Source organism: Arthrobacter sp. Bi83 (assembly GCF_918698095.1).
Classification (GTDB): Bacteria; Actinomycetota; Actinomycetes; order Actinomycetales; family Micrococcaceae; genus Arthrobacter.
This window is the reverse complement of the sequence record NZ_CAKKLY010000017.1, coordinates 65,953-86,148: the sequence shown is the minus strand read 5'-3', so window position 1 is coordinate 86,148 and position 20,196 is coordinate 65,953. Positions and strand designations below refer to the sequence as shown.

Here is a 20,196-nt window from a genome sequence, read left to right as displayed (position 1 = left end):
CCAATACCCCTGACCCCCCAGTTCCCCCCTTCATGACCCCATAGGGGGGATGGCGTGCCGAGATTTTCACAGGAGAACCGGCGGATAGTGGCGGGAGTCAGGCAGTGAAGCCGCTGAAAGGGGCGCTCCGATGAAGAAGCTGTTACTCCTAAGCCTTCCCCTGATAGCCATTGCCGGATTCAATGTCTGGAGCGAAGCCCTGGCCGAACCGACCCAGATCCAAAGGCCCGGCATTGTGGTGCCCAACGTGACCGCCATGGGCCCGGCGGCAAACGCGGACATACCCGCTGGCTCCACGGCGATGCCGGTTACGGCTTTACCCAAGCCCACCCGCGCAGCGCCGCCCCCGGGCCGTAAACCGGGTACCGCCGGCAGCAATACCGCTTTGGTCGCTTTCGTCGTGCCGGCCGAGCCCGCTCTGGCTGCTGTAGTCGGGTCGGCGGTCCCCCCGGCCAGCGGGACCAGCATCCCAGACGACAAGGGCGGGCTCAGGCGCGGCGGCGATGACGGGGCTGCCCGGCGCGGCGGCGGAAGCGAGGACAGGCCTGCCCGGCGCGGCGGCGATCACCACGGAGGCCGTGATGACGGCTAATCTCCCGGATCCGCTGGAGCGCGAATCGCAAGCCTCGGGACCCCGACTCCGCCAACTCGAAGCACCTGCCCGCCCACGCACACCGTGGGGCAGCCCGGACGGCCGTCGGGATCGGACGGTGATGCGACAGCAGGTCATCGATCTCATCCTGGACATCATTTCGGCCACGGATCCCCAATCCGCCGTCAGGCTCCGGCTGGTGCGCCATCTGGCTGCACACCCCGGCTGCCCGGAACAGGCCCTCCTGCGCCACCTCCTCGAGAGTTCGCGGCACTCATGGCCTCATACCGCATCCCCTATTGAAGATAAGTAGGCTTATGATTTATTCGGCTGCCATTTCCGGCGGCCCCGCGGGCTGGGGCAGAATGCCCCAGCGGCGGGTACCGGTCGGCAACGTAGGGAAACCATGATGGATTCGCTGGGCAGCAAGGTTGGTCGGCTGCGCGTTGGCACGCGACTTCTTGCCGCCGGTCTCGCGGTTGCCGCCCTGGCCGGCTGCGCTCCAGCCGCCCCGGACCTGGACTCCAAGACCGGCACGGAACTGCAGGCCCAGGTCCTGGCCGTCAGCACGGCGGCTGCGAACGAGGATCCTTCCACCGGGCTCCGGATCCTCGATGAGCTGGCCGAGCACCTGACCCGGGCTGCGGCAAATGGTGACGTGTCCTTCAAGCGGCACCAAAGCATCATGAAAGCCATCGACGCCGTCCGGGCTGACCTCCGGGCGGCGGTTACGGCCAAAGCCGCCGCCAGCACGGCTGCAGCAAAGAAAGCGGCTGCGTCCAAAGCGGCCGCAGATAAGGCCGCCGCCGCCAAAGCGGCAGCGGAAGCCGCCGCAGAGGCGGCCGCGGCCCAAAACGCCACCGCCCAAAACGCCGCCGCCCACCAGGCTCCCGCCGCCCTGACTCCCCAACCGGCCGTGACCACGCAGCCCGCCACCGACAACCGGGCCAAGGGCTCCAACAAGGGCAAAGGCAAGAAGGGTGGCTGACTCTCCCGGCGTACGATACCCGTGGGCCGAGGCGCTGCCTGCCGGCGCCAGCCTTGCCCTGGCGTCAGCTCCGGTGGTGGGCGATCAGCCAGCCAGCCATCTGCTGGGCGCGTTTGGACGCCAGGAAGTCACCCTCGGTGGCCGAAATGATGGAGCCCTTCATCAGAATGTGCCAGGAGCGGGCGAACTCCTCGGTGTCGCGCAGGCCCGCTTCCTCCGCAAGCGCCTGGAGGTGGCCGCGGATCCGGGCGAGGTAGCCGATGCTGGCTTCCCCCAGCGGATGCTCGGGGCCCATCTCAAGGAGGACGTTGATGAAAGTGCAGGCCTCGAAATCATCGCGCTGGAACCAGTCGCCGAACACGTCAAAGATGGCGAGCAGCCGTTCCTCGGGGCTGTTCCCGCGGCTCCGGGCTTCGGCGACAATGAGATCCACGGTCCATACCTGATCTCGGAGGGCCAGGAAGGCAAGAACCAGTGCATCTTTGGACGGGAAATGCCGGTAAAACGTGGATTTGGCCACGCCGGAACGCTCAATCAGCTCGTTGATGCCGACGTCGCGGATGCCACGGCGGGAAAACAGCTCGTAGGCAGTGGAGAGTATCCGGTGCAGGGGTTCGTTCTGCGCAGCACGAACACCTTGGGGCAGCAAGGTGCCCTCCGTGGTATCAGGTGTGTTCATTAGAGAAATACTCTACCTTGGGACTGGCCGAGACAGACTTGTCTGTCCTATTGTTTCTATCAGGATGAAGTGACGTCTTCGGGGCAACGTACCCCTGAGGGCGCCGCCGGCGGTACTGCAATGAAGCAGAGAAGAGGAGCGCACTGATGGACGATGACGACATCCGGGCCGTGGAAGAAGCCGCTGCCACGCTGGAATCCGAGAGTGCAGAGCACGAGCCTGCAGCGGTGACCCTGCAAACAGCCGTGGCGGCAGCGGTGACGCACGGCAAGCCCATCCGGGACGTCGCGGCCGCGGCCCACATGACAGCACTGGAAGTCCTTGACGCCGCTGACGCTGTCACGTACCCGCGGCAGGCGCTCCAGCCCTGGACCCTGGCCCAGTAGTAAGCCTCCCGGCGAACATTGGACCAGCCGACATTTGCCCGGTAAATATTGACCCGGTGAAAAGCTGATCCGATCCTGAGGAAATCCCGCGCTAAGCCTGATCCGCCCGCGCCACCCTTGATCCATCAGCCTGTTGGGAACGGCTCCCTCGGGGAACGCATTAAGAGCCGCAAGGAAGCGCGGGCACCATGAACAACGCAGCAACTCTCGAAGAAGTCACCGAGGTCGGGGGAGTTATCACGGATCCTGAACCCGTGGACTTCCACAGGCTCGGGCTCGCCGGCTGCATCGACCGGCTAACGGCACCGCTGCGCCGCCAAGGCACCTGCGCCCACTGGGAGACGCCCCATCACGGCGTGGAGATCTCGGCAAGCTGCGCCATCCTGCTGTACCAGTCTGCGCAGGAAGCCCTGAGCCACACGTTCCGGCACTCGCATGCCACCGACGTGACGGTAAGGCTCGCCGCCGTGTTCCACGGTATCCGGCTTACTGTTGCGGACAACGGCTGCGGATCGGGTCCCCGGTCGGCGGGGCACCGGACCGTGCACGCGGCGGTGCAGGAAGCCGGCGGGACAGTAGCCGTCGACTCGGAACCAGGATTGGGCACGGCAGTGACCGTGACGATTCCCCTGGACTGATCCGCCGGCTGAAGCGCCGGACCCGCTCACGTCCGCGCCGGACCTCGCCTAGGATTCTTTCCATGACAACGCGCAACGCCCAGCCGCCCGCGCTCCGGGCCTTCGACTCCCCGGAAATCCGGCAGGCCGTGGCCGAACTGCGCCTCCGGCTGTCCAATGGAACGCGGACCCTGCTCGGGGTGGCCGGTGCCCCCGGCTCCGGAAAATCCACGTTCTCCGCCCGCCTCGCGGAAACCATGGGGCCCGGATTGGCGCTCGTGGTTCCCATGGACGGGTTCCACCTGGGGAACGCCGTCATCGACGGTACGCCCTTGAAGGAGCGCAAGGGCGCTCCGGACACCTTCGACGTCGGCGGCTACTTCTCGCTGCTGCAGCGGCTGGCGCGGCGGGACGAAGACGTTGTCTACGCACCGGACTTCCGGCGCTCGATCGATGAACCCGTCGCCGCGTCCATCGCGGTTCCCGCGCGCGTGCCGCTCATCATCACCGAGGGCAACTACCTGCTGTCCGACGAGCCGCAGTGGCGCCACGTCCGGTCCCAGCTGGACGAGGTGTGGTTCATCGACACTCCCCCGGATCTGCGCCTTTCGCGGCTCGTGGAGCGGCACATCCTCTTCGGCATGGACCGCGCCGCGGCTGAGGCCTGGGCCGGCGGATCCGACGAAGCCAACGCTCGGCTCATTGAAGCCACCCGGCACCGCGCCGACCGCGTTATTCCCTGGTTCTGACCGCGTGGGCGGGACAGTCCCGGCCTACTTTTCCTCCGAGTCCCACATGCCCGACTCGTCCGCAGCTTCTTCCGGTTTGTGCTCAGCGTCCGGGGCGCCGCTTCCCACGTAGCTCGCCGGCACGGTACCGGCCGCCTGGGTCAGCTGCTCTTCACGGATGTTCCCCGCTTTGCCCGCCTCAGGGTGGGGCTGCCGGGGATCGACGGCGTCCGGGTCGCCGGGGCCTTCAAGGCCCGCGGATTCGTGCGTCGGGTTGTTGGGGTCGCTCATGGAACTGCCTTTCACTCGGAACTGCCGATCATGCGCCGCCTCAAGGCCCGCGCTTCAAGAAACGCCGCGTGCCCTTGGCGGCAGTGCAGCGGAACCAGTCTATGTGCGCCCAGGTCCGGTGCCCTGGGTTCTTCGGAGGGAGCTGACGAGAAGCCAGGCAGTCCAGACCACGATCAGCACGATCCCCGCCAAAGTCGGCACGGTGTTGCTGCTGGAAAATCCTTCTGCGCCAATGACCCCGCCCTGGACAACGTAGGCCACGCCGGACAAGGCCATGAGGTAGCCCACCGCCCTGGGAATCCGCCGCGCCGTCCGCACTGCGAAGCCGAGGAGCACGAGGGCGGCGCCCAGCACAAAGCTCTGGTAGCTTCGCATTCCCCACTCGAGCCACCGAATGTCCTCAGCCGCGGCGAACCGCAGGGCCTTCTCCGGCCCCTCCGCCGCGATCCAGGCATCCACCGAATGCTTGAGCGCCACGCCGTCCACCGCCTGGAGCCCGCCGTAGAGGGCAAGCGCTGCAGCCGCCGCCAGTGTTCCGAGGCGCGCCGTCCAGGGCGCATGGCCCGGCACGTCGTCGAGTGTGGTTCCCAGGACAAACAGCCCGGCTATGAGGACCGCCATGCCCGCGAACTGGCCCAGATGGACGCCGATCCACAGGTCGCTGGCCGCATACTCCGTGAAGGCGGCTACGTGGTCATTCGCGCTGGCACCCTCCGGATGAAGGATGCCGGCCGCCAGGGAGAGCACGACGCCGGCAAACAGCAGGCTTGCGGCCAGCCGGAAGGATGCTGCAGGTTCAGTCCGACCGGCTGCTCCCGGACCTTCCGCCGGAAGAGCGCGCCCGCGGGGGGCGGCGCCGTCGTCGTCATTCTTTTCCATGGAACTCACCCCCAACCGGAGGATCCCTGCTTTGCCAGTAGGTTACGCCTGTCGGTCGCAACAGACCATGCCCTGTAGATCCGGCGCCGTCCGCCGGCGTCATCCTCGTACTCTGTCCGTAAGGAGTCAGGCCTTGGCCGGTCAGGAACGCTATAGTCTTCACCATGCAGTCGGGTCTCATTTATCTGATCGGCCCCTCGGGCAATCCCAACTTTGGCGACGAATTCATTGCCGCCGCCTGGCTCAGGTATTTGGCGGTCGAGCGGCCCGACGCCGAGGTTTGGCTGGATTGCCCACAGCCAGGCCTCGCGCAGGTCCTCTTCGACGGGCTGCATCCGCGGCTGCGCGTAACGAACACGCTCTGGCGGCTGGTTCACGAAAACGCCGACGTTCCCATCGAGACCTCGGCGGACACCATCAGAGCCCGTGTCACCGGGCTCGGCTCCCCGTCCTACGATCTTGGCCTCCTCAAGTTGCGGGAAGCCGAATCGCTCCACCTCATGGGCGGGGGCTACATCAACGAGAACTGGTCGCACCATGCGGGACTCGTCGTCGCCATGCGCGCCGTCCGCGACCTGACGGGTGCACGACTCGTCGCGACCGGCCAGGGACTCATGCCGCTGGTGACCTCCGCGCCTGCCGAGATGCCCCTGTTCCAAGGATTCAGCCATGTCACGGCGAGGGATGAAGCCGGGGCAGCGGCCTACCGAGTCGACCGCGGGTTGGATGACGCGTTCCTCGGGGTGGCCGGGGAAGTCGCCCGCGCCCGGGGAGAGGCTGCGCTCTACGTGTGTATTCAAAGCGACACCGCCGATCCGGAGCGGTTCGAGACAGCCGTCGCGTTGGCGCGCACTGCCGTGGAAGAGGCCGCCGGCGAGGGCCGCAAGGCCTTCTACATCGAAGCCATTCCCGGTGGCGACCGCGCGGCCTACGAGCTTATGGCCGATCTCATCCCCGAGGAGCGGTTCCTGCCGTTCTCACACATCTGGACCCACGGCCTTCCGCTCTCGGACAGCCAGACCTGGATCACGAGCCGCTTCCATTTCCATCTCCTCGCTGCCGCCGCCGGCGCGCGCGGCATCGCCGTCGGCATGAAAGAGGGCTACTACGACGTCAAACACGAGTCGGTGGCCGCGCTGGGAAGCGGGTGGTCCCTCGCGATGGGTGCTGACGAGCCCGGGATGCCGCCGCACCGCGGATCCCTGCAGGCCGGCGTGGCGGCGCTCGTGTCGCAGAAGCACGCAGAAGCCGCGAAGGTCTACCCCCGGGCGGAAGACCAGCCAGGCTCACGTTCCGCCAATGCCGCCAAGCTCTTTGGAATCACTCTGGGCACGTCCCGGAGGAACAAGATCCGGCACGGAGCAAACTGACCGGACATGCTCGACTGGCTACCCGAGCTGGCACGCCCGGCCCTGACTACCCTGCTCCTCCTGGCCGCGTTTTTCCTCCCGGGAACCCTTGCGCTCCTCCCGCTAAGGACGGGATGGCCTGCCGCCGTCGCGCTGGGCCCGGCCGTCACCTTGCTGCTCTACATGGCGGGAACCTTCGCGGCGGCGGCCTTGCACCTCCCGTGGAACCCGGCAACCGCCGTCGGACTGGCTGTTCCGCTGGTCCTGCTCCCCTGGCTCATCGGCAGGCGCTATGCATTCCGCACACCGCTGGTGCCGCCCGCCCTCCCTGCATCCACGAAGGTCGGCGTGGGTGCCGGCCTGGCCGTCGGCTCGGTCCTGACCTGCCGGGCGCTGCTGCGCGGCATCGGAAACCCGGGGACAGCGTCGCAGGGGTGGGACCCGATCTTCCACCTGAATGCCCTTCGATGGATCCAGGAATCGGGCAATGCAACGCCGTGGGGCATTGCCCCCATCTTCGGAGCCGGCAGGCCGACCTATTACCCCTCCGGCTGGCACAGCGCGGTGGCCCTTTTCCCTGACGTGACCGCAGCGGCAAATCTGTCCTCCGTCGTCATCGGCGGCATCATCTGGCCGATCGGCCTGGCTTTTCTGGCATCGGCGGTCGTGCCGCGGCATCCTGCAGTCTGGGCGCTGACGCCGCTGCTGGGTGCCTCCTTCATCAGCTTCCCGTTCGCCCAGCTGCTGCGCAGCGGGCAGTGGCCCAACGGCCTCGCCACTGCCCTGGTTCCTGCCACCGCGGCGGTGGCCATACTGCTGCTGCGGCGGCTGACCTCCGGAGAGCGCGGCGTGACCACGCGCGGACAAAATATACTTCTGGGCGTCGTCTGCGCGGCGGCCCTGGGCGGTTGCGTTGCCGCCCATCCGAGCACCATCTTTGCCCTGGCAGTTGCTGTTCTTCCGTTTGTGGCGGCTGGCCTCCTCCCGCTTTTCCTGCGGGGACTCCGCCGCCGGCCCTGGATCACCGGGGCCGCCACTGCCGGGGCGGTCCTCGCTGCGGTGCTGTTATATTCGGCCTTGGCCGGCTTCAAACTGCTGGCGGGCGTCATGGCGTATCGCCGGGCGGTCCGGGCAGTGATTCCTGATTCCGTTAATCTTGCGCTGTTCGATCTTCCGCAGTTTCCCGCCCTCCGTACCCCGTCCCCGGATGACTTCAACCTCGTGGTGGGCCTGCTGGCCATCGTCGGCGCGATCATTGCCGTCTTCGTTCGGGAAGCGCGTCCGCTTGCCGTCTCGTGGTTGGCGTTCGTGGTGCTTTACGTGCTGGCGGCCGGACCCGAGAACGGCCTCAGGTGGCTGACCGGCTTTTGGTATAAGGACACGCAAAGGATCGCTCCGTTCATCGCCATGGCCGGGAGCATTCTGGCCGCGCTGACCATCGTCGTCATCACCGGGACCGTCATCCGGGCCGTGTCCGCCAGGTGGCCCGACGCCGCCGTATCCGGGCGGTGGAAGGTGCCGGCGGCTCTTTTCACCGGCTGTGTCATGGTCATCACCGGCGCGATCTATTTCAGTTCGGCGGCTTACCGGTCGGTTGACCGGGTCGCTGTGGCTGCGCAGAACTACGCCGTCTCCGCCAAGCCAGGCAATGGCGTCCTGTCCAGCGGCGAACAGGCGTTCATCCAGCGTGCCGGAGCCCTGCTTCCCGCGGATGCCGTGGTGATCGGGGATCCCTTCAACGGCGAAACGTATTTCTATGCGCTCACGGGAAGGCACGTCGTCTACACCCAGCTGGGCGCTGCGACGGCTTCGAGCGCAGCCAAAGAGCTGCTTCGCACCGGCTTCAACCGCCTGCACACTTACAAGTCAGTCTGCGCCGCCCTGCTCAAGGTGGGGGCGACGCACTTCTACCAGGACATTGCGGGCGGCTCGCACGGGAGCGCCAGCCTGAAAAGTTGGCCCGGCTTCTACAACGTCTCCACGGATCAGGGCTTCGAGCAGGTCGCTGCGGACGGCGGCCGGGCGCTGTACCGGATCACGGCCTGCCGGTAGGCAGGTTTCCGGCAGATACCCCGCCTGAGGATTTCGGCTGCCAGCCAAGCGCCGGCGCGACGTGCCTGGCGATCGTCCCCAGCATCTTGGCGTTGTACTCGACGCCCAGCTGGTTCGGAACAGTGAGCAGGAGGGTGTCGGCCGCCTGCACGGCGGCGTCCGCGGCCAACTGCCCGGCAATGACGTCAGGCTCGCCGATATAGCTCTTGCCGAAGCGGGCCAGGGCGCCGTCGAGGGCGCCCACCTGGTCCCGGCTCTCGCGCAGGGCACTGAGCCCGAAGTATTGACGATCCTCGTCATCGGCGAGGGGCAGCACGCTCCGGCTCACAGAAACTCGCGGTTCGCGGCTGTGACCGGCTGCCGCCCACGCCTCCCGGAATAATGCAATCTGTTCGGCCTGGAGTTCGTCAAAGGGCACGCCGGTGTCCTCCGTGAGCAGGGTGGAGCTCATCAGGTTCATGCCGAGTTGAGCGGCCCAGACGGCGGTCTTGCGGGTTCCGGCACCCCACCAGATCCGCTCTCCCAGCCCCTCCGAGCGCGGCTGGATAGGCAGCAGGCCGGTGGCCCCTCCGGCGTACCGGGGATCCGCTTCCACCACACCGGCACCGGCCACAGCCCTGCGGAATTCCTCCGCGTGCCGGCGGGCCATGTCCGCATCGGTCTCCCCGTCGCGCGGGAGATAGCCGAACGCCGCAGCACCGTTCTTCGCCGGCTCGGGTGAACCCCTGCTGATGCCCAGCTGCAGCCGGCCGCCGCTGATGAGGTCCGTGGCGGCCGCTTCCTCTGCCATGTACAAAGGGTTCTCGTAGCGCATGTCCACCACTGCGGTGCCCAGTTCGATCCGGCTGGTCCTGGCCGCAATGGCCGCGAGCAGTGGGAACGGGGAGGCCTGCTGGCGGGCGAAATGATGCACTCTAAAGAAGGCGCCGTCGATGCCGAGTTCCTCGGCCGCGACAGCCAGGTCGATCCCCTGCAGCAGGGCATCACGCGCTGTCCGCGTGTGCGAACCCTGGACCGGGCCCCAGTGGCCGAAGGACAGGAAGCCGATACGTTTCATGACCTCTGCAACGCTTTCGCGTCCGCTGCCATTCCTGCCGGAAGGCGCCCTTGGACGGCTTTCCCGCCGGGCGTTCGATCCGGATAGGTTGGTACCACCGGTAGAGGACGACCGTTCTCACCAGACCGAGAGGACTGCTGACATGGCTTACATCACCGTTGGACAGGAAAACAGCACCGACGTCGAGCTCTACTACGAGGACCACGGCACCGGCCAGGCGGTGGTTCTCATCCACGGCTACCCTCTGGACGGCTCGTCCTGGGAGAAGCAGACGGCGGCCCTGCTTGATGCGGGATACCGGGTCATCACCTACGACCGGCGCGGCTTCGGCAAGTCAAGCAAGCCCACGACCGGCTACGACTACGACACCTTCGCTGCCGACCTGGATACCCTCCTCAACACCCTGGACCTCAACGACGCCGTGCTGGTCGGATTCTCTATGGGCACCGGCGAAGTGGCCCGCTACCTGTCAATGTTCGGTTCGGCACGGGTAGCGAAGGCCGCCTTCTTCGGTTCCCTGGAGCCGTACCTCCTCCAGTCCGACGACAACCCCACCGGCGTCCCGCAGTCCGTGTTTGACGGCCTCGCCGAGGCGGTCAAGGCGGACCGTTACGCCTTCTTCACGGAATTCTTCAAGAACTTCTACAACAGCGGGACCTTCCTGGGAACACCCCGCCTTAGCCAGGAGTCCGTGAATGCCAGCTGGAACACGGCCTCAAGTGCGGGAGCCTTTGCCTCCCTGGCGGCCGTGCCCACGTGGATCACCGACTTCCGCGCCGACATCCCCAAAATCGATGTCCCCTCGCTGATCGTTCACGGCACAGCGGACAACATCCTGCCGATCGACGCCACCGGCCGGGAGTTCAGGAAGGCCCTGCCGGACGCGGAATACGTGGAGATCGACGGCGCCCCGCACGGCCTGCTCTGGACGCACGCAGCCGAGGTCAACGAAGCCCTGCTCGGCTTCCTTGGCAGGTAGCTCTATAAGGCCGGCAGGCAGATAAGAGCGCATAACGGCCGACGACGCCTAGGCCGTCGTCGGCCGTTCGCATTTGCCTCCAGGATCGCCCGCAACCAAAATCGGTGGAAAGAAGCGCTCAAACCGAGAGTCGGGCGTAAGATAATGAAGTACCGGATCCAAGGACAAAGCCTTGAAAATGAATCCGGCCCCTGGTCTCCCGTAGCTTACGGGAGCCCTTTTTAATAACGGGACACAAACGGCTGACTCAGCCTGCCAACGCAACGGGATCTGCCGGTGCTGCCCGTCCACAAAAAAATTTTGCATATCAATGCAGGAGTAGAAATGACTACAACTCCGACGATCCGAAGCCGCCATTCCTTCTCGGCCCGGTTCGCAATGATTACGACAGTTTCCTTGGGACTGCTTGCCGGCCCCGTTGCCTTTGCCAGCACGGCGACGGCAGCAGCGCCCCGCCATTCGAACGGGGACAACTGTAGCGTCACGGCCTACAGGCCGACTGCGGACCACGGAAGGAACAACAACAGGGACAAGAAGGACAGCAAGTCCGTTGATGTCAAGTTCGCGTTCAAGATCCACTGCGACAAGGGAACCCGGGTTTACTTCGAGCAAAAAATGTTCAAGGAAAACGGGCGAGACCATCGCATCGGGTCCGACAAGGGCTGGGTCTGGGTCGGCAAAGACAGCGACGAACATGTCTACAACGTGGAGAAGGTTCGTGCTGACCGCGGCGACAAGTTCGTCAAGGTGTTCCATGAAGTGAAGATCCAGTTCAAGAACAACGACAAGAAGCGCGATTCTTGGGGGTCCGACCGTGACACGAGCCCCACGGCTTACATCCGTGTCGACAACGGGCGTAGGTAACAGTCCGCGAGGGCTTTCCCACTGACTGTTTAGCGACTGGGAGGACGACGGCGGCACGCAAGTGCCGCCGTCGTCCTCTGTCTTTGTGCCTGCAAGCTAAAAGCGAACCTGCTACTTCACAGCGAACCGGTGGTGAAGTTCCAGCTGTACGTCGTCAGGCTGTTGCCGGCGAGGTCGCGGACGGCCTCCGGTCCACCCGTGACGGTAACGGTGTAGCTGGTCCTGGCGGCCAGCGTGGCGGACGGGTTCAGGATCCATTGGTTGGTGGTTCCGTAGCGGGAGACCGTCGCGGCCATCTTCGCGCCGGTGACCGAGTTCTTGACGTAGATGGTGCCGGTGCCTGCACCCTGGATGGCTTCGCCGAAAGTCACAGCGATATTGCTCGACCGCCGGACCAGGGAGGCGCCGGGACGGGGGCTCATCCCGGTGATCACAGGCGCCGGCCCCGTGGTGAAGGTCCAGCTGGTCGTGGCCAGCGGAGTACCCGCGGCGTCCCGGACGGCTGCGGTTCCGCCGAGCAAAGTGGCGGTGTACTTCGTGTCATTGGCAAGGCCGGACGCCGGGTTCAGCGTGGCCGTGCGCGTGCTGGCACTGTAGGTGACCGCCGCCGGGATGACGGCGCCGCCGGGGCTTTTCAGCATGAAGGAACTGCCGCCGATTCCCTGGACGGCTGTGCTGAAGGTGGCCGTCACGTTGCCGCTGACGGCCACGCCGGTGCCGTTGGCGCCCGGCGTGCGGGCGGTAACGGTTGGGACCGTGAGGATGCGGGCGGAGGGGTCCGAGTACAGCAGGCGGTTCGGTGTTCCGGCCCCGCTGCCCGTGATCGCCGCGGGAGTGGAGCCGGAGATCAGCCGGGCCGCCACCGCCGCGGGAGCCAGATCCGGCGAGCGCGACAGCACTGCAGCGGCCGCGCCGGCCACATGCGGCGACGCCATGGAGGTTCCGCTCATCGAGGCAGTCGCCGTCGCCGAGGCGATCCCTGCCGACGTGATTCCCACGCCCGGCGCGTACAGGTCAACGCAGCTGCCGAAGTTGGAAAACGAAGCCTGCCGGTCCGACGAGTCACTTGCGGCGACGGTCAGTGCGTCGGGCACCCGGGCCGGGGAGCTGTTGCAGGCATCGGTGGCGGAATTGCCGGCTGCAACCACCGCTGTGACGCCGTCGTTGAGTACGCCCTGTACTGCCGCGTCCACCATGGCGCTGGCGGTGCTGCCGAGGCTCATATTGGCAACGGCGGGCGTCCCGGCCTGGTGGTGGGAGGCCACCCACTCGAGGCCTGCGATCACGTCGGAGTTGAAACCGGATCCGCTGCAGTCCAGGACACGCACGGGAATGATGGTGGCGGCCTTCGCAACACCATAGGTCTTACCGGCGATGGTGCCGGCGACGTGCGTTCCGTGGCCGTTGCAGTCACCTGTTCCGCGTCCGTCGGCCACGGCCGTCCATCCCGCAGCGACGCGGCCGCCGAACTCGCTGTGGGAGGCGAGAACGCCGGAGTCTATCACGTAGGCACTCACGCCGGAGCCCGAACCAGCCGACGTGTAGGAACCGGACAGGGGCAGGGCGTGCTGGTCGATGCGGTCCAGTCCCCACGGGGCTGGCTGCTGGGTTTCGGCGGCCGTCACGGGGGCATCAATTTCGACGGCGGCCACCTGCGCGGAGCTCTTCAGCTCTGCGGCCTGGGCGGGCGTCGCTGTCACGACGGCGCCGCGAAGCGCCTTCGAGAATGTGCGTCCGACGGCGATGTTCCGCGAGCGCAGGGTCTTGGCTGCCCCCGCGACGTCCGTCCCGGGGGCATAGCGCACGAGGTAGCGGGCGGCTCCCCCGGCCGACCGGGAAACGGGCACAGTACCCGCGGTTCCCGCGGACACTCCCGCGGTGGTCACCGACAGTGCTGTCAGCAGCAGCGTGGCGAGGGCAGAGCGGAGGAAAGAATCAGAACGAATTTTGGGTTCCTAGGGACGCGGGGTCTGGCGACGGAATCTGGCTAAATCCAGTGTATTTTCCGGTGCCGCGAGAAGCGCCGGAGCTGTCTCTAACCTTCGGCGAAACTTGGAGTGCTGGGGAAAAACCGGCGTAATCCTGCGCGATGGCCGGCAGGGCGGCAGCCACCCTGCCTCTTATCCGCCGGTCCTAGGTCGATTCGCGGATGACCAGTTCGGTGGGGATGGTGATGGCCGCCGGGCGCTGACCCTCAATGACGGCCAGCAGGAGCCGGACCATCTCGTCGCTGATCCGTTCGAACGGTTGCCTCACGGTGGTCAGCGCCGGGGCCGCTTCCGACGACACATTAATGTCGTCGAACCCCGCGACTGCAACGTCTTCGGGCGTCCGGAGTCCGGCTTCCTTGAGCACGTCCAGGGCCCCGAGCGCCATGAGGTCGTTCCCCGCGAAAACCGCGTCCAGATCCGGGACGCGGTTCAGCAGATCCCGCATTCCCTTCGCCCCGCTTTCCCGGCTGTAGTCCCCGTGGACAACCAGGCTTTCGTCGAAGTCAGCGCCCTGGTCTGCCCGGTAGGCCTCCAGCCGCCGGATGCCTCCCGAGGTGTCCTGCGGCCCTGTGATCGTGGCGATCCGCTTGCGCCCCCGCGAGCGCAGGTGCTTCAGGACGTCCAGTGCACCTTCGTAGTCATCCGCGGCAACGTAGCCCATCTTCTTTTCGAATCCGAGCGGAACCCCGCAGGCGATGGCAGGAACGCCGGCGGCGATGATTTCGGAGATGATGCCTTTCCGGCTGCCGTGCGAGGAAACCAGGAGGACGCCGTCGACGTGCCCGGCGGTGAGGAATTCGGTGGCTCGGCGCTGTTCATCGTCCGTGCCGGCCATGATGAGGACCAGCGGGATGTCGTGCACGGCGAGGGCGTCGGCTGCGCCCCGCATGAGCACGGCGAAGTTCGGATCTTCGAACAGTCGGTCGTGGGACTCGGTGAGCAGGAACGCCACGGAATTGGCACGGTTCGTCGCCAGGTTCCTGGCGTGCGGGTTGACCCGGTACCCGGTCTTCTTGATGGCGGCGTTGACGGCGGCCAGGGCCGCGGGGCTGACCCAGTGTCCCCCGTTGAGCACCCGCGAGACCGTGCCGCGTGACACGCCGGCTTCGGCCGCGACGTCGTCGATCTTGGGCCGCTGCTTCATCGGGGGGTGAGTCATGGTTCAAGCCTAACTAGGACTAGGCCTTCACGGCGCCGGCTGCGAGGTCGACCCGCCAGTACCGCTGCAGGAAGAGGAACATGATGACCAGCGGAATGATTGAGAGCAGAGCGCCGGCCAGGACCAGCGTGTAGAGGGCAGGCGCCGACGCGCCCTGGTTGAGCAGGCCGTTGAGGCCTACGGTGATCGGGAACAGGTGGTCATCGCCGAGCATGATGTAGGGCAGCATGAAGTTGTTCCAGATGGCGACGAACTGGAACAGGAAAATGGTGACCAGGCCCGGCAGCATCATGGGTGTGGCGATCCGGTTGAAGATGTACATTTCCCGGGCGCCCTCGGTGCGGGCGGCCTCGATGACGTCGCCGGGGACCGACGCTGCGGCGTAGATCCGGGCAAGGTAGATGCCGTAGGGGCTGATGATCTGGGGCAGCAGCACGGACCAGTAGGTATTGGTCAGCCCGGCCTGGGCGAGCATCAGGTATTGCGGGATGGCCAGGATGACGCCTGGAACCAGGACTCCCATGAGCAGGACCTTGAAGATGCCGTTCTTGCCCGGGAAGTCGAACTTGGCCAGGACGTAGCCCGAGAGTGCGGAGACCCAGGTGGAAACGACGGCGCCGATGCCTGCGTAGAGGGCGGTGTTGAGCATCCAGCGCCAGAACAGGCCGTCTCGGTATGCCGTGAGTTCGACGATGTTGTCCCAGAGGTGGGTGCTGGGGGCGAGGGTGAAGGTGGAGAACAGCTCCGTGCCGTCCTTGCTCGCGGCGGCCAGGACCCAGAAGACGGGGAAGAGGCAGTACAGCGCGCCCAGGATCAGGATTCCGGTGGAGAGGAAGCTGGGCTTCTCCCGGGTCCCGGTATCGCGGCTGGCCTGGGCGCGGACGGCCATGGGGCGGGTGGCGGTGGTGCTCACGGTCAGTTCTCCTGTCCGAAGGCCCGCTTCTGCACGATGCGCAGGAACAGGAAGGAAATAAGGAAGGTGGCCGCGGCGATGACGATGCTGGTCGCGGCGGCAGAGAAGACGTCGTTGCGGGTGAAGGCGTCCCGGTAGACGAGCATGAGCGGCGACCAGCTGGTGGACAGACTGTTGGCCAGCGGGCGCAGCGTGGTCGGTTCGGCGAAGACCTGAAGGGTGGCGATCATCGAGAACAGGGCGGTCATCACCAGCGAGGGGGCGATGATGGGAATCTTGATCCGCAGCGCCGTCTGGATTTCCGAGCAGCCGTCGAGCTTGGCGGCCTCATAGATTTCGCTCGGTACCGCCTTCAGGGAGGTGTACATGACGATCATGTTGAACCCCACCCCGCCCCACAGGGCGATGTTGCAGATGGCGAATGTTACAAGATTGGGGTCCAGCAGGGACGGGAGCTCCAGGCCCATCTGGCGGGCCAGGAAGTGGAAAGGGCTGACGCCGGGCAGGTACAGGAAGCCCCAGAGCAGGGAGCTGATGACGGCCGGCACGGCGTAGGGCAGGAAGATCGCGGTGCGGGAGAAGTTGCCGGCCCGGGTGCGGCGGGAGTCAAGCAACAGGGCGAACAGCAGCGCGAATCCGAGCATCAGCGGGATGAGGATGACACCGTACAGCAGCACGCGCAACACGCTGGCGGTGAATTCGGGGTCGGTGAGCGAGCTGATGTAGTTGTCGAGGCCGGCGAAGACCTGGCTCTGGGAGCCCTTGCCCAGCCCCAGCCCGCTGACTTTCTTCTTCTGGAAACTCAGCACCAGGGTGTAGACGATCGGTGCCGCCATGAAGACGAGGAAAAGGACGATGCCGGGGGCGAGCATCGAGTACGGGACGAGCACCCGTGATCTGAAGTTCCTTGCCCGCCTGGGTTCTCCGGCGGGTGCGGTCTTCGCCGCCGGGCCGGGCCTGGTTACGGTCATTGCCACGGGTGCACTTCCTTGGTATCGGTAGTCGGTGGTGAAAGGCTTCCGGGAGGACGCGGCGCGCCCTCCCGGAAGGTCATTACTTGACGGTGAAGCCTGTCTTCTTCAGGTCGTCCACGGTGACCTGCTGCATGTTGCTCACGGCATCAAGGAAGGCACTCTTCTGCTTGGACTGTGCAGCCTTGGCGAACTGGTCGTTGTAGGCGTTGAAGGCCACGTTGACATTCGGGCCATAGGTAAAGGAGCCGACGTTCTGGGCGGCGTCACCGACAACCTTGTAGAAGTCGGGCTGGTTGCTGAAGAACTTGGGCGCCTCCGTCAGGGCCGATTCTGCCCCGGCAGAGTCCGCCGGGTAGATTCCGGTTTCGGTGACCAGGGCCTTGACGGCCTCAGCGTCCGTGTTCAGCCAGGTGGCGAATTTCGCTGCGGCGTCGAGATTCTTGGACTGCGCGGTCACCGCGGTGGAGGACCCGCCCCAGTTGCCGGTGGCAGGGTTGGCGGCGTCCCACTGCGGCATGGGCGCAGCTTTCCACTTGCCGGCCGTTGCACCGGCGTTGCCCGCGAGCACGCCCGGGCCCCAGGCGGCACTGAGCCAGCCGACCTGCTTGCCGGTGTTCAGTGCGGTGTTCCATTCGGGGGTGTACATCGGCTTGTTGTCGATGACGCCGTCTTGGACAAGGCCGCCCCAGTAGCCTGCCACTTTCTGGGTGGGCTCTTCATTCACCTTGACGCTCCAGGCGTCTCCGTCGATGCCCCACCACGAGGCTCCGGCCTGCTGGGCCATGCCGGTGAACCAGCCGGCATCGTTCGAGGAGAACGTGCCAAGGTAAGCCTTGGGGTCAGCGGCGTGGACGGCCTTGGCCGCTGCAGCATACTCGTCCCACGTCTTGGGAACGGCGAGGCCGAGCTTCTCGAAAACGTCCGCACGGTAGTAGAAGACCATGGGGCCGGTGTCCTGCGGTACCGAGTACAGGGCGTCGCTGCCCAGGGTCACCGAATTCCAGACCCCCTCCGGGAAGTGGCTCTTGGTTTCATTTGCGGGCGTCTTGGACAGGTCCGCCAGAGCGTCGGCGGCCACCAGGGTCGGGATCTTCTGATACTCGGCCTGGATCAGGTCCGGTGCGCCGCTGCCGGCCTTGACCGCGGTGAGCAGCTTCGTTACGGCCGGGTCGCCGCCGTCCTGCTTGTTGACGGTGACGTGGATGTTGGGGTTCTTCTTGTTCCAGATGTTGACCACCTTGTCCAGGTTCGGCGCCCAGGCCCAGTAGGTCAGTTCCACCTTCTGGTCAGGGTTTGCCGCGGCTGATGCCGTGGGCGAACTGGCCGGAGCTCCGCCGGAGCACCCGGCGGTGAGCATTGCGGCTGCGGCGAGCACTACTGCTGCGCCTGCACGAAATGACGTACGCATTTCGTCCTCCTTGTCGAAAAGCTTGAATTATCCGTCTGCATTATTGCCGCTCATTCGATCGAGGGCCGCATGACTGTGAGCGGTTCCAGTAATCCATAGAAGTGTGATCCATGTCAACAGCCAAGCTGTCCTAGCCACGTAACTTTCGGCCGTGATACAACTGGGAGCGCACACAGTTCTAAGGAGATCAAGAGATGACAGACGTCCTACAGCGCACCGCCCCCCGGAGCGTGCCGGCACCCTGGCTGGAGCGTCCGGCCGGGCTCTGCTACGGCGGGGACTACAACCCCGAGCAGTGGCCGCGGGAGGTCTGGGCCGAAGACATCGCACTCATGCGGGAAGCCGGGATCAACCTGGTCAGCATCGGCATCTTCTCCTGGGTCCTGCTGGAACCCCGCGAGTGCGAGTACGACTTCGAATGGCTGGATCACCTGATGGGCCTGCTCACGGACGCCGGAATCAGCGTGGACCTCGGCACCCCCACCGCGGCTCCGCCGGCGTGGTTCTGGAAGAAGTATCCGCAGGCCCGCCCGGTCACCCGGGAAGGAATGGCTTTGGGCAGCGGGTCCCGTGGCATGGCAAGCCCCAGCTCACCGGAGTACCTGCGGGCCGCCACCAGCATCACCGAACAGCTCGCCCGCCGCTATGGATCCCACCCCGGAGTGGTGCTGTGGCACGTCCACAATGAATACGGCGCACCGGTCAGCGAGTCCTACGACGACTCTTCAGTTGCGGCCTTCCGGGACTGGCTGCGCGCCCGCTACGGCACTCTGGAAAAACTGAATGAGGCCTGGGGCACCCTCTTCTGGGGCCAGAAATACGGTGAATGGGACGAGGTCGACGCTCCCAGGGTGGCGGCCAGCGTCAGCAACCAGGCGCAGCGGCTGGACTTCAAACGCTTCACCTCCAATGCACTGCTCAAGTGCTTCATTGCCGAGCGCGATGTGATCCGCCGGCACGCCCCCGGAGTGCCGGTCACCACCAACTTCATGGCAACCAACTGCCTTTCGCCGGACTACTGGGCGTGGAGTCGGGAGGTAGACATCGTCGCCAACGACCACTACCTCGTGGCTGAACGCACCGATAACCATGTCCTGCTTTCGATGGACGCCGACCTCACCCGCTCCCTCGCCGGTAACCGCCCGTGGATGCTGATGGAGCACTCCACCGGCGCGGTGAACTGGCAGGGCCGGAACATTGCCAAACGCCCCGGCGAGCTGGCGCGCAACAGCCTCTCCCACGTGGCCCGGGGCGCGGACGCCGTCATGTTCTTCCAGTTCCGCGCCTCCCGGTACGGTGCCGAAAAGTTCCACTCGGCCATGCTCCCCCACGCCGGAACCGGCACCCGAATCTGGCGCGAAGTCCTGGACCTGGGCGACGACCTGAACAAGCTGTCGTCCGTCAAGGGCTCAACAGTCCGGGCACGGGTTGCGATCCTCTGGGACGTGGAGTCCTTCTGGGCCCAGGACCTGGAATGGCGCCCCAGCAGCGACCTGGACCACCGCGAACGCATCGAGGCCTACTACTCCGTGCTGTGGAACCAAGGGATCACCGTCGATTTCGCCCATCCGGAAGCTGACCTGTCCGCCTACGACCTGGTCCTCGCACCTGCCCTCTATCTGATCGGTGAGAAGGCGGCCGCGAACCTGCGGGAATATGTCGACGGCGGCGGGCACTTCCTCGTCTCCTACTTCTCCGGAATAGTCGACGGCAACGACACCGTCCCGGCGGGCGCATCCCCGGGTGCCCTGCGCGACATTCTCGGACTGGAAATCCATGAGTTCCTGCCGCTCCGTGAGCAGGAGACGGTCAGCCTCAGCGGCGGCTCGGGCTCCGGCACGGTCTGGGCCGAGGACATCCACGTCGGCTCGGCAACGGTGGTTTCGCGCTACGTAGACGGACCTGCGGCCTCGGGGCCGGCAATTACCCGCAATGCCTTCGGCCGCGGCACCGCGTGGTACGTGTCCACCAGGCTCGACGACGGTGACCTCGCCGCCGTCGTTCTTGACGCCGCCGGCGCCGCCGGCATCGCAACGGCGCCCCAGCCCCCGCAGGGGCTGGAGGTCATCACGCGCAGCACCCCGACAGACCACTTCACGTTCCTGATCAACCACTCCGACGCCGACGCCGAGTACCCGGCCTCCGGCACGGACCTGCTCACCGGAGCAGCGTTCGAGCACACGGCGGTCGTCCCCGGCGGCACTGTCAGCGTCATCCACGCCCCGGAAGGAAACAGCTAGGCACCACAGACCGCCGGCCCGGATCCAGCACGATCCGGGCCGGCTTCCAC

The 20,196-nt window shown here is 66.0% G+C and carries 20 protein-coding genes; 11 read left to right on the top strand and 9 right to left on the bottom strand.

Annotation, left to right across the window (positions count from 1 at the left end; all coding sequences use genetic code 11):
* The first annotated feature begins 130 nt into the window (after positions 1-130).
* The 3 genes from LQ144_RS10320 (at position 131) to LQ144_RS10310 (ending at position 1,580) form a co-directional block, all read left to right on the top strand.
* Entirely contained in the window at positions 131-592 is a 462-nt protein-coding gene (locus LQ144_RS10320; protein WP_230118613.1) for a hypothetical protein, read from the top strand.
* A 118-nt stretch (positions 593-710) separates the two neighbouring features.
* Positions 711-905: a hypothetical protein gene (locus LQ144_RS10315; RefSeq protein WP_230118612.1), complete on the top strand. Its 195-nt coding sequence runs from the start codon at positions 711-713 to the stop codon at positions 903-905.
* A 93-nt stretch (positions 906-998) separates the two neighbouring features.
* Positions 999-1,580 carry a mucin-associated surface protein gene (locus LQ144_RS10310; RefSeq protein WP_230118611.1) on the top strand — a complete coding sequence of 194 codons (582 nt, stop codon included), beginning with the start codon at positions 999-1,001 and terminating at the stop codon, positions 1,578-1,580.
* Positions 1,581-1,644: 64 nt separating this feature from the next.
* Here the strand turns inward: LQ144_RS10310 and LQ144_RS10305 are convergent, their stop codons facing one another.
* Positions 1,645-2,259, bottom strand: a complete 615-nt coding sequence (locus LQ144_RS10305) for a TetR/AcrR family transcriptional regulator (protein ID WP_230118610.1) — start codon at positions 2,257-2,259, stop codon at positions 1,645-1,647.
* A gap of 146 nt (positions 2,260-2,405) precedes the next feature.
* On the opposite strand from LQ144_RS10305, the gene LQ144_RS10300 reads away from it, so the two are divergent.
* The 3 genes from LQ144_RS10300 to LQ144_RS10290 all read left to right on the top strand — a co-directional run bounded on the left by LQ144_RS10300 (position 2,406) and on the right by LQ144_RS10290 (position 4,011).
* Positions 2,406-2,645, top strand: a complete 240-nt coding sequence (locus LQ144_RS10300; RefSeq protein WP_230118609.1) for a hypothetical protein — start codon at positions 2,406-2,408, stop codon at positions 2,643-2,645.
* A gap of 188 nt (positions 2,646-2,833) precedes the next feature.
* On the top strand, positions 2,834-3,283 hold the full coding sequence (locus tag LQ144_RS10295) for an ATP-binding protein (RefSeq protein ID WP_230118608.1): 450 nt from the start codon (positions 2,834-2,836) through the stop codon (positions 3,281-3,283).
* A gap of 62 nt (positions 3,284-3,345) precedes the next feature.
* Entirely contained in the window at positions 3,346-4,011 is a 666-nt protein-coding gene (locus LQ144_RS10290; RefSeq protein WP_230118607.1) for a nucleoside/nucleotide kinase family protein, read from the top strand.
* Positions 4,012-4,035: 24 nt separating this feature from the next.
* Here LQ144_RS10290 and LQ144_RS10285 read toward each other — a convergent pair whose 3' ends face one another.
* Positions 4,036-4,281, bottom strand: a complete 246-nt coding sequence (locus LQ144_RS10285; protein ID WP_230118606.1) for a hypothetical protein — start codon at positions 4,279-4,281, stop codon at positions 4,036-4,038.
* A gap of 99 nt (positions 4,282-4,380) precedes the next feature.
* Positions 4,381-5,160, bottom strand: coding sequence for a DUF4386 domain-containing protein (locus LQ144_RS10280; protein ID WP_230118605.1), 780 nt, complete (start codon positions 5,158-5,160; stop codon positions 4,381-4,383).
* 164 nt (positions 5,161-5,324) lie between these two features.
* Between LQ144_RS10280 and LQ144_RS10275 the strand changes: the two genes are divergently transcribed.
* Both LQ144_RS10275 and LQ144_RS10270 read left to right on the top strand, forming a co-directional pair.
* The gene (locus LQ144_RS10275; protein WP_230118604.1) at positions 5,325-6,530 is read left to right on the top strand and encodes a polysaccharide pyruvyl transferase family protein; all 1,206 of its coding nucleotides are present in this window, start codon (positions 5,325-5,327) and stop codon (positions 6,528-6,530) included.
* A gap of 6 nt (positions 6,531-6,536) precedes the next feature.
* Positions 6,537-8,561: a DUF6541 family protein gene (locus LQ144_RS10270; protein ID WP_230118603.1), complete on the top strand. Its 2,025-nt coding sequence runs from the start codon at positions 6,537-6,539 to the stop codon at positions 8,559-8,561.
* Here the strand turns inward: LQ144_RS10270 and LQ144_RS10265 are convergent.
* Complete coding sequence (locus LQ144_RS10265; protein WP_230118602.1) at positions 8,545-9,618, bottom strand: LLM class flavin-dependent oxidoreductase; 1,074 nt, start codon at positions 9,616-9,618, stop codon at positions 8,545-8,547. The two genes, LQ144_RS10270 and LQ144_RS10265, sit on opposite strands and share 17 nt — an antisense overlap.
* Before the next feature lie 142 nt (positions 9,619-9,760).
* Between LQ144_RS10265 and LQ144_RS10260 the strand changes: the two genes are divergently transcribed.
* Together LQ144_RS10260 and LQ144_RS10255 are read left to right on the top strand one after the other, a co-directional pair.
* Positions 9,761-10,597, top strand: coding sequence for an alpha/beta hydrolase (locus LQ144_RS10260; RefSeq protein WP_230118601.1), 837 nt, complete (start codon positions 9,761-9,763; stop codon positions 10,595-10,597).
* A gap of 324 nt (positions 10,598-10,921) precedes the next feature.
* The gene (locus LQ144_RS10255; protein WP_230118600.1) at positions 10,922-11,461 is read left to right on the top strand and encodes a hypothetical protein; all 540 of its coding nucleotides are present in this window, start codon (positions 10,922-10,924) and stop codon (positions 11,459-11,461) included.
* A 116-nt stretch (positions 11,462-11,577) separates the two neighbouring features.
* Here the strand turns inward: LQ144_RS10255 and LQ144_RS10250 are convergent, their stop codons facing one another.
* The 5 genes from LQ144_RS10250 to LQ144_RS10230 all read right to left on the bottom strand — a co-directional run bounded on the left by LQ144_RS10250 (position 11,578) and on the right by LQ144_RS10230 (position 17,906).
* A complete protein-coding gene (locus tag LQ144_RS10250; RefSeq protein WP_230118599.1) occupies positions 11,578-13,347 on the bottom strand; it encodes a S8 family serine peptidase in 1,770 nt (589 codons plus the stop codon).
* Between the two features lie 247 nt (positions 13,348-13,594).
* On the bottom strand, positions 13,595-14,611 hold the full coding sequence (locus tag LQ144_RS10245; RefSeq protein ID WP_230118598.1) for a LacI family DNA-binding transcriptional regulator: 1,017 nt from the start codon (positions 14,609-14,611) through the stop codon (positions 13,595-13,597).
* 19 nt (positions 14,612-14,630) lie between these two features.
* Complete coding sequence (locus LQ144_RS10240) at positions 14,631-15,500, bottom strand: carbohydrate ABC transporter permease (protein WP_230118616.1); 870 nt, start codon at positions 15,498-15,500, stop codon at positions 14,631-14,633.
* A gap of 26 nt (positions 15,501-15,526) precedes the next feature.
* Positions 15,527-16,495: a sugar ABC transporter permease gene (locus LQ144_RS10235; RefSeq protein WP_230118615.1), complete on the bottom strand. Its 969-nt coding sequence runs from the start codon at positions 16,493-16,495 to the stop codon at positions 15,527-15,529.
* 82 nt (positions 16,496-16,577) lie between these two features.
* Positions 16,578-17,906 (bottom strand): extracellular solute-binding protein, encoded by a 1,329-nt coding sequence (locus LQ144_RS10230; protein WP_230118597.1) that lies wholly within the window; start codon positions 17,904-17,906, stop codon positions 16,578-16,580.
* Between the two features lie 194 nt (positions 17,907-18,100).
* On the opposite strand from LQ144_RS10230, the gene LQ144_RS10225 reads away from it, so the two are divergent.
* The gene (locus tag LQ144_RS10225; protein ID WP_230118596.1) at positions 18,101-20,146 is read left to right on the top strand and encodes a beta-galactosidase; all 2,046 of its coding nucleotides are present in this window, start codon (positions 18,101-18,103) and stop codon (positions 20,144-20,146) included.
* The last annotated feature ends 50 nt before the right edge of the window (positions 20,147-20,196 follow it).

Bases quoted from the DNA above. Each gene is read 5' to 3' on its own strand.
- LQ144_RS10320 (WP_230118613.1), top strand. From the start codon at position 131: ATGAAGAAGCTGTTACTCCTAAGCCTTCCCCTGATAGCCATTGCCGGA.
- LQ144_RS10310 (WP_230118611.1), top strand. From the start codon at position 999: ATGATGGATTCGCTGGGCAGCAAGGTTGGTCGGCTGCGCGTTGGCACG.
- LQ144_RS10305 (WP_230118610.1), bottom strand. From the start codon at position 2,259: ATGAACACACCTGATACCACGGAGGGCACCTTGCTGCCCCAAGGTGTT.
- LQ144_RS10300 (WP_230118609.1), top strand. From the start codon at position 2,406: ATGGACGATGACGACATCCGGGCCGTGGAAGAAGCCGCTGCCACGCTG.
- LQ144_RS10295 (WP_230118608.1), top strand. From the start codon at position 2,834: ATGAACAACGCAGCAACTCTCGAAGAAGTCACCGAGGTCGGGGGAGTT.
- LQ144_RS10290 (WP_230118607.1), top strand. From the start codon at position 3,346: ATGACAACGCGCAACGCCCAGCCGCCCGCGCTCCGGGCCTTCGACTCC.
- LQ144_RS10285 (WP_230118606.1), bottom strand. From the start codon at position 4,281: ATGAGCGACCCCAACAACCCGACGCACGAATCCGCGGGCCTTGAAGGC.
- LQ144_RS10280 (WP_230118605.1), bottom strand. From the start codon at position 5,160: ATGGAAAAGAATGACGACGACGGCGCCGCCCCCCGCGGGCGCGCTCTT.
- LQ144_RS10275 (WP_230118604.1), top strand. From the start codon at position 5,325: ATGCAGTCGGGTCTCATTTATCTGATCGGCCCCTCGGGCAATCCCAAC.
- LQ144_RS10270 (WP_230118603.1), top strand. From the start codon at position 6,537: ATGCTCGACTGGCTACCCGAGCTGGCACGCCCGGCCCTGACTACCCTG.
- LQ144_RS10265 (WP_230118602.1), bottom strand. From the start codon at position 9,618: ATGAAACGTATCGGCTTCCTGTCCTTCGGCCACTGGGGCCCGGTCCAG.
- LQ144_RS10260 (WP_230118601.1), top strand. From the start codon at position 9,761: ATGGCTTACATCACCGTTGGACAGGAAAACAGCACCGACGTCGAGCTC.
- LQ144_RS10255 (WP_230118600.1), top strand. From the start codon at position 10,922: ATGACTACAACTCCGACGATCCGAAGCCGCCATTCCTTCTCGGCCCGG.
- LQ144_RS10245 (WP_230118598.1), bottom strand. From the start codon at position 14,611: ATGACTCACCCCCCGATGAAGCAGCGGCCCAAGATCGACGACGTCGCG.
- LQ144_RS10240 (WP_230118616.1), bottom strand. From the start codon at position 15,500: ATGGCCGTCCGCGCCCAGGCCAGCCGCGATACCGGGACCCGGGAGAAG.
- LQ144_RS10235 (WP_230118615.1), bottom strand. From the start codon at position 16,495: ATGACCGTAACCAGGCCCGGCCCGGCGGCGAAGACCGCACCCGCCGGA.
- LQ144_RS10230 (WP_230118597.1), bottom strand. From the start codon at position 17,906: ATGCGTACGTCATTTCGTGCAGGCGCAGCAGTAGTGCTCGCCGCAGCC.
- LQ144_RS10225 (WP_230118596.1), top strand. From the start codon at position 18,101: ATGACAGACGTCCTACAGCGCACCGCCCCCCGGAGCGTGCCGGCACCC.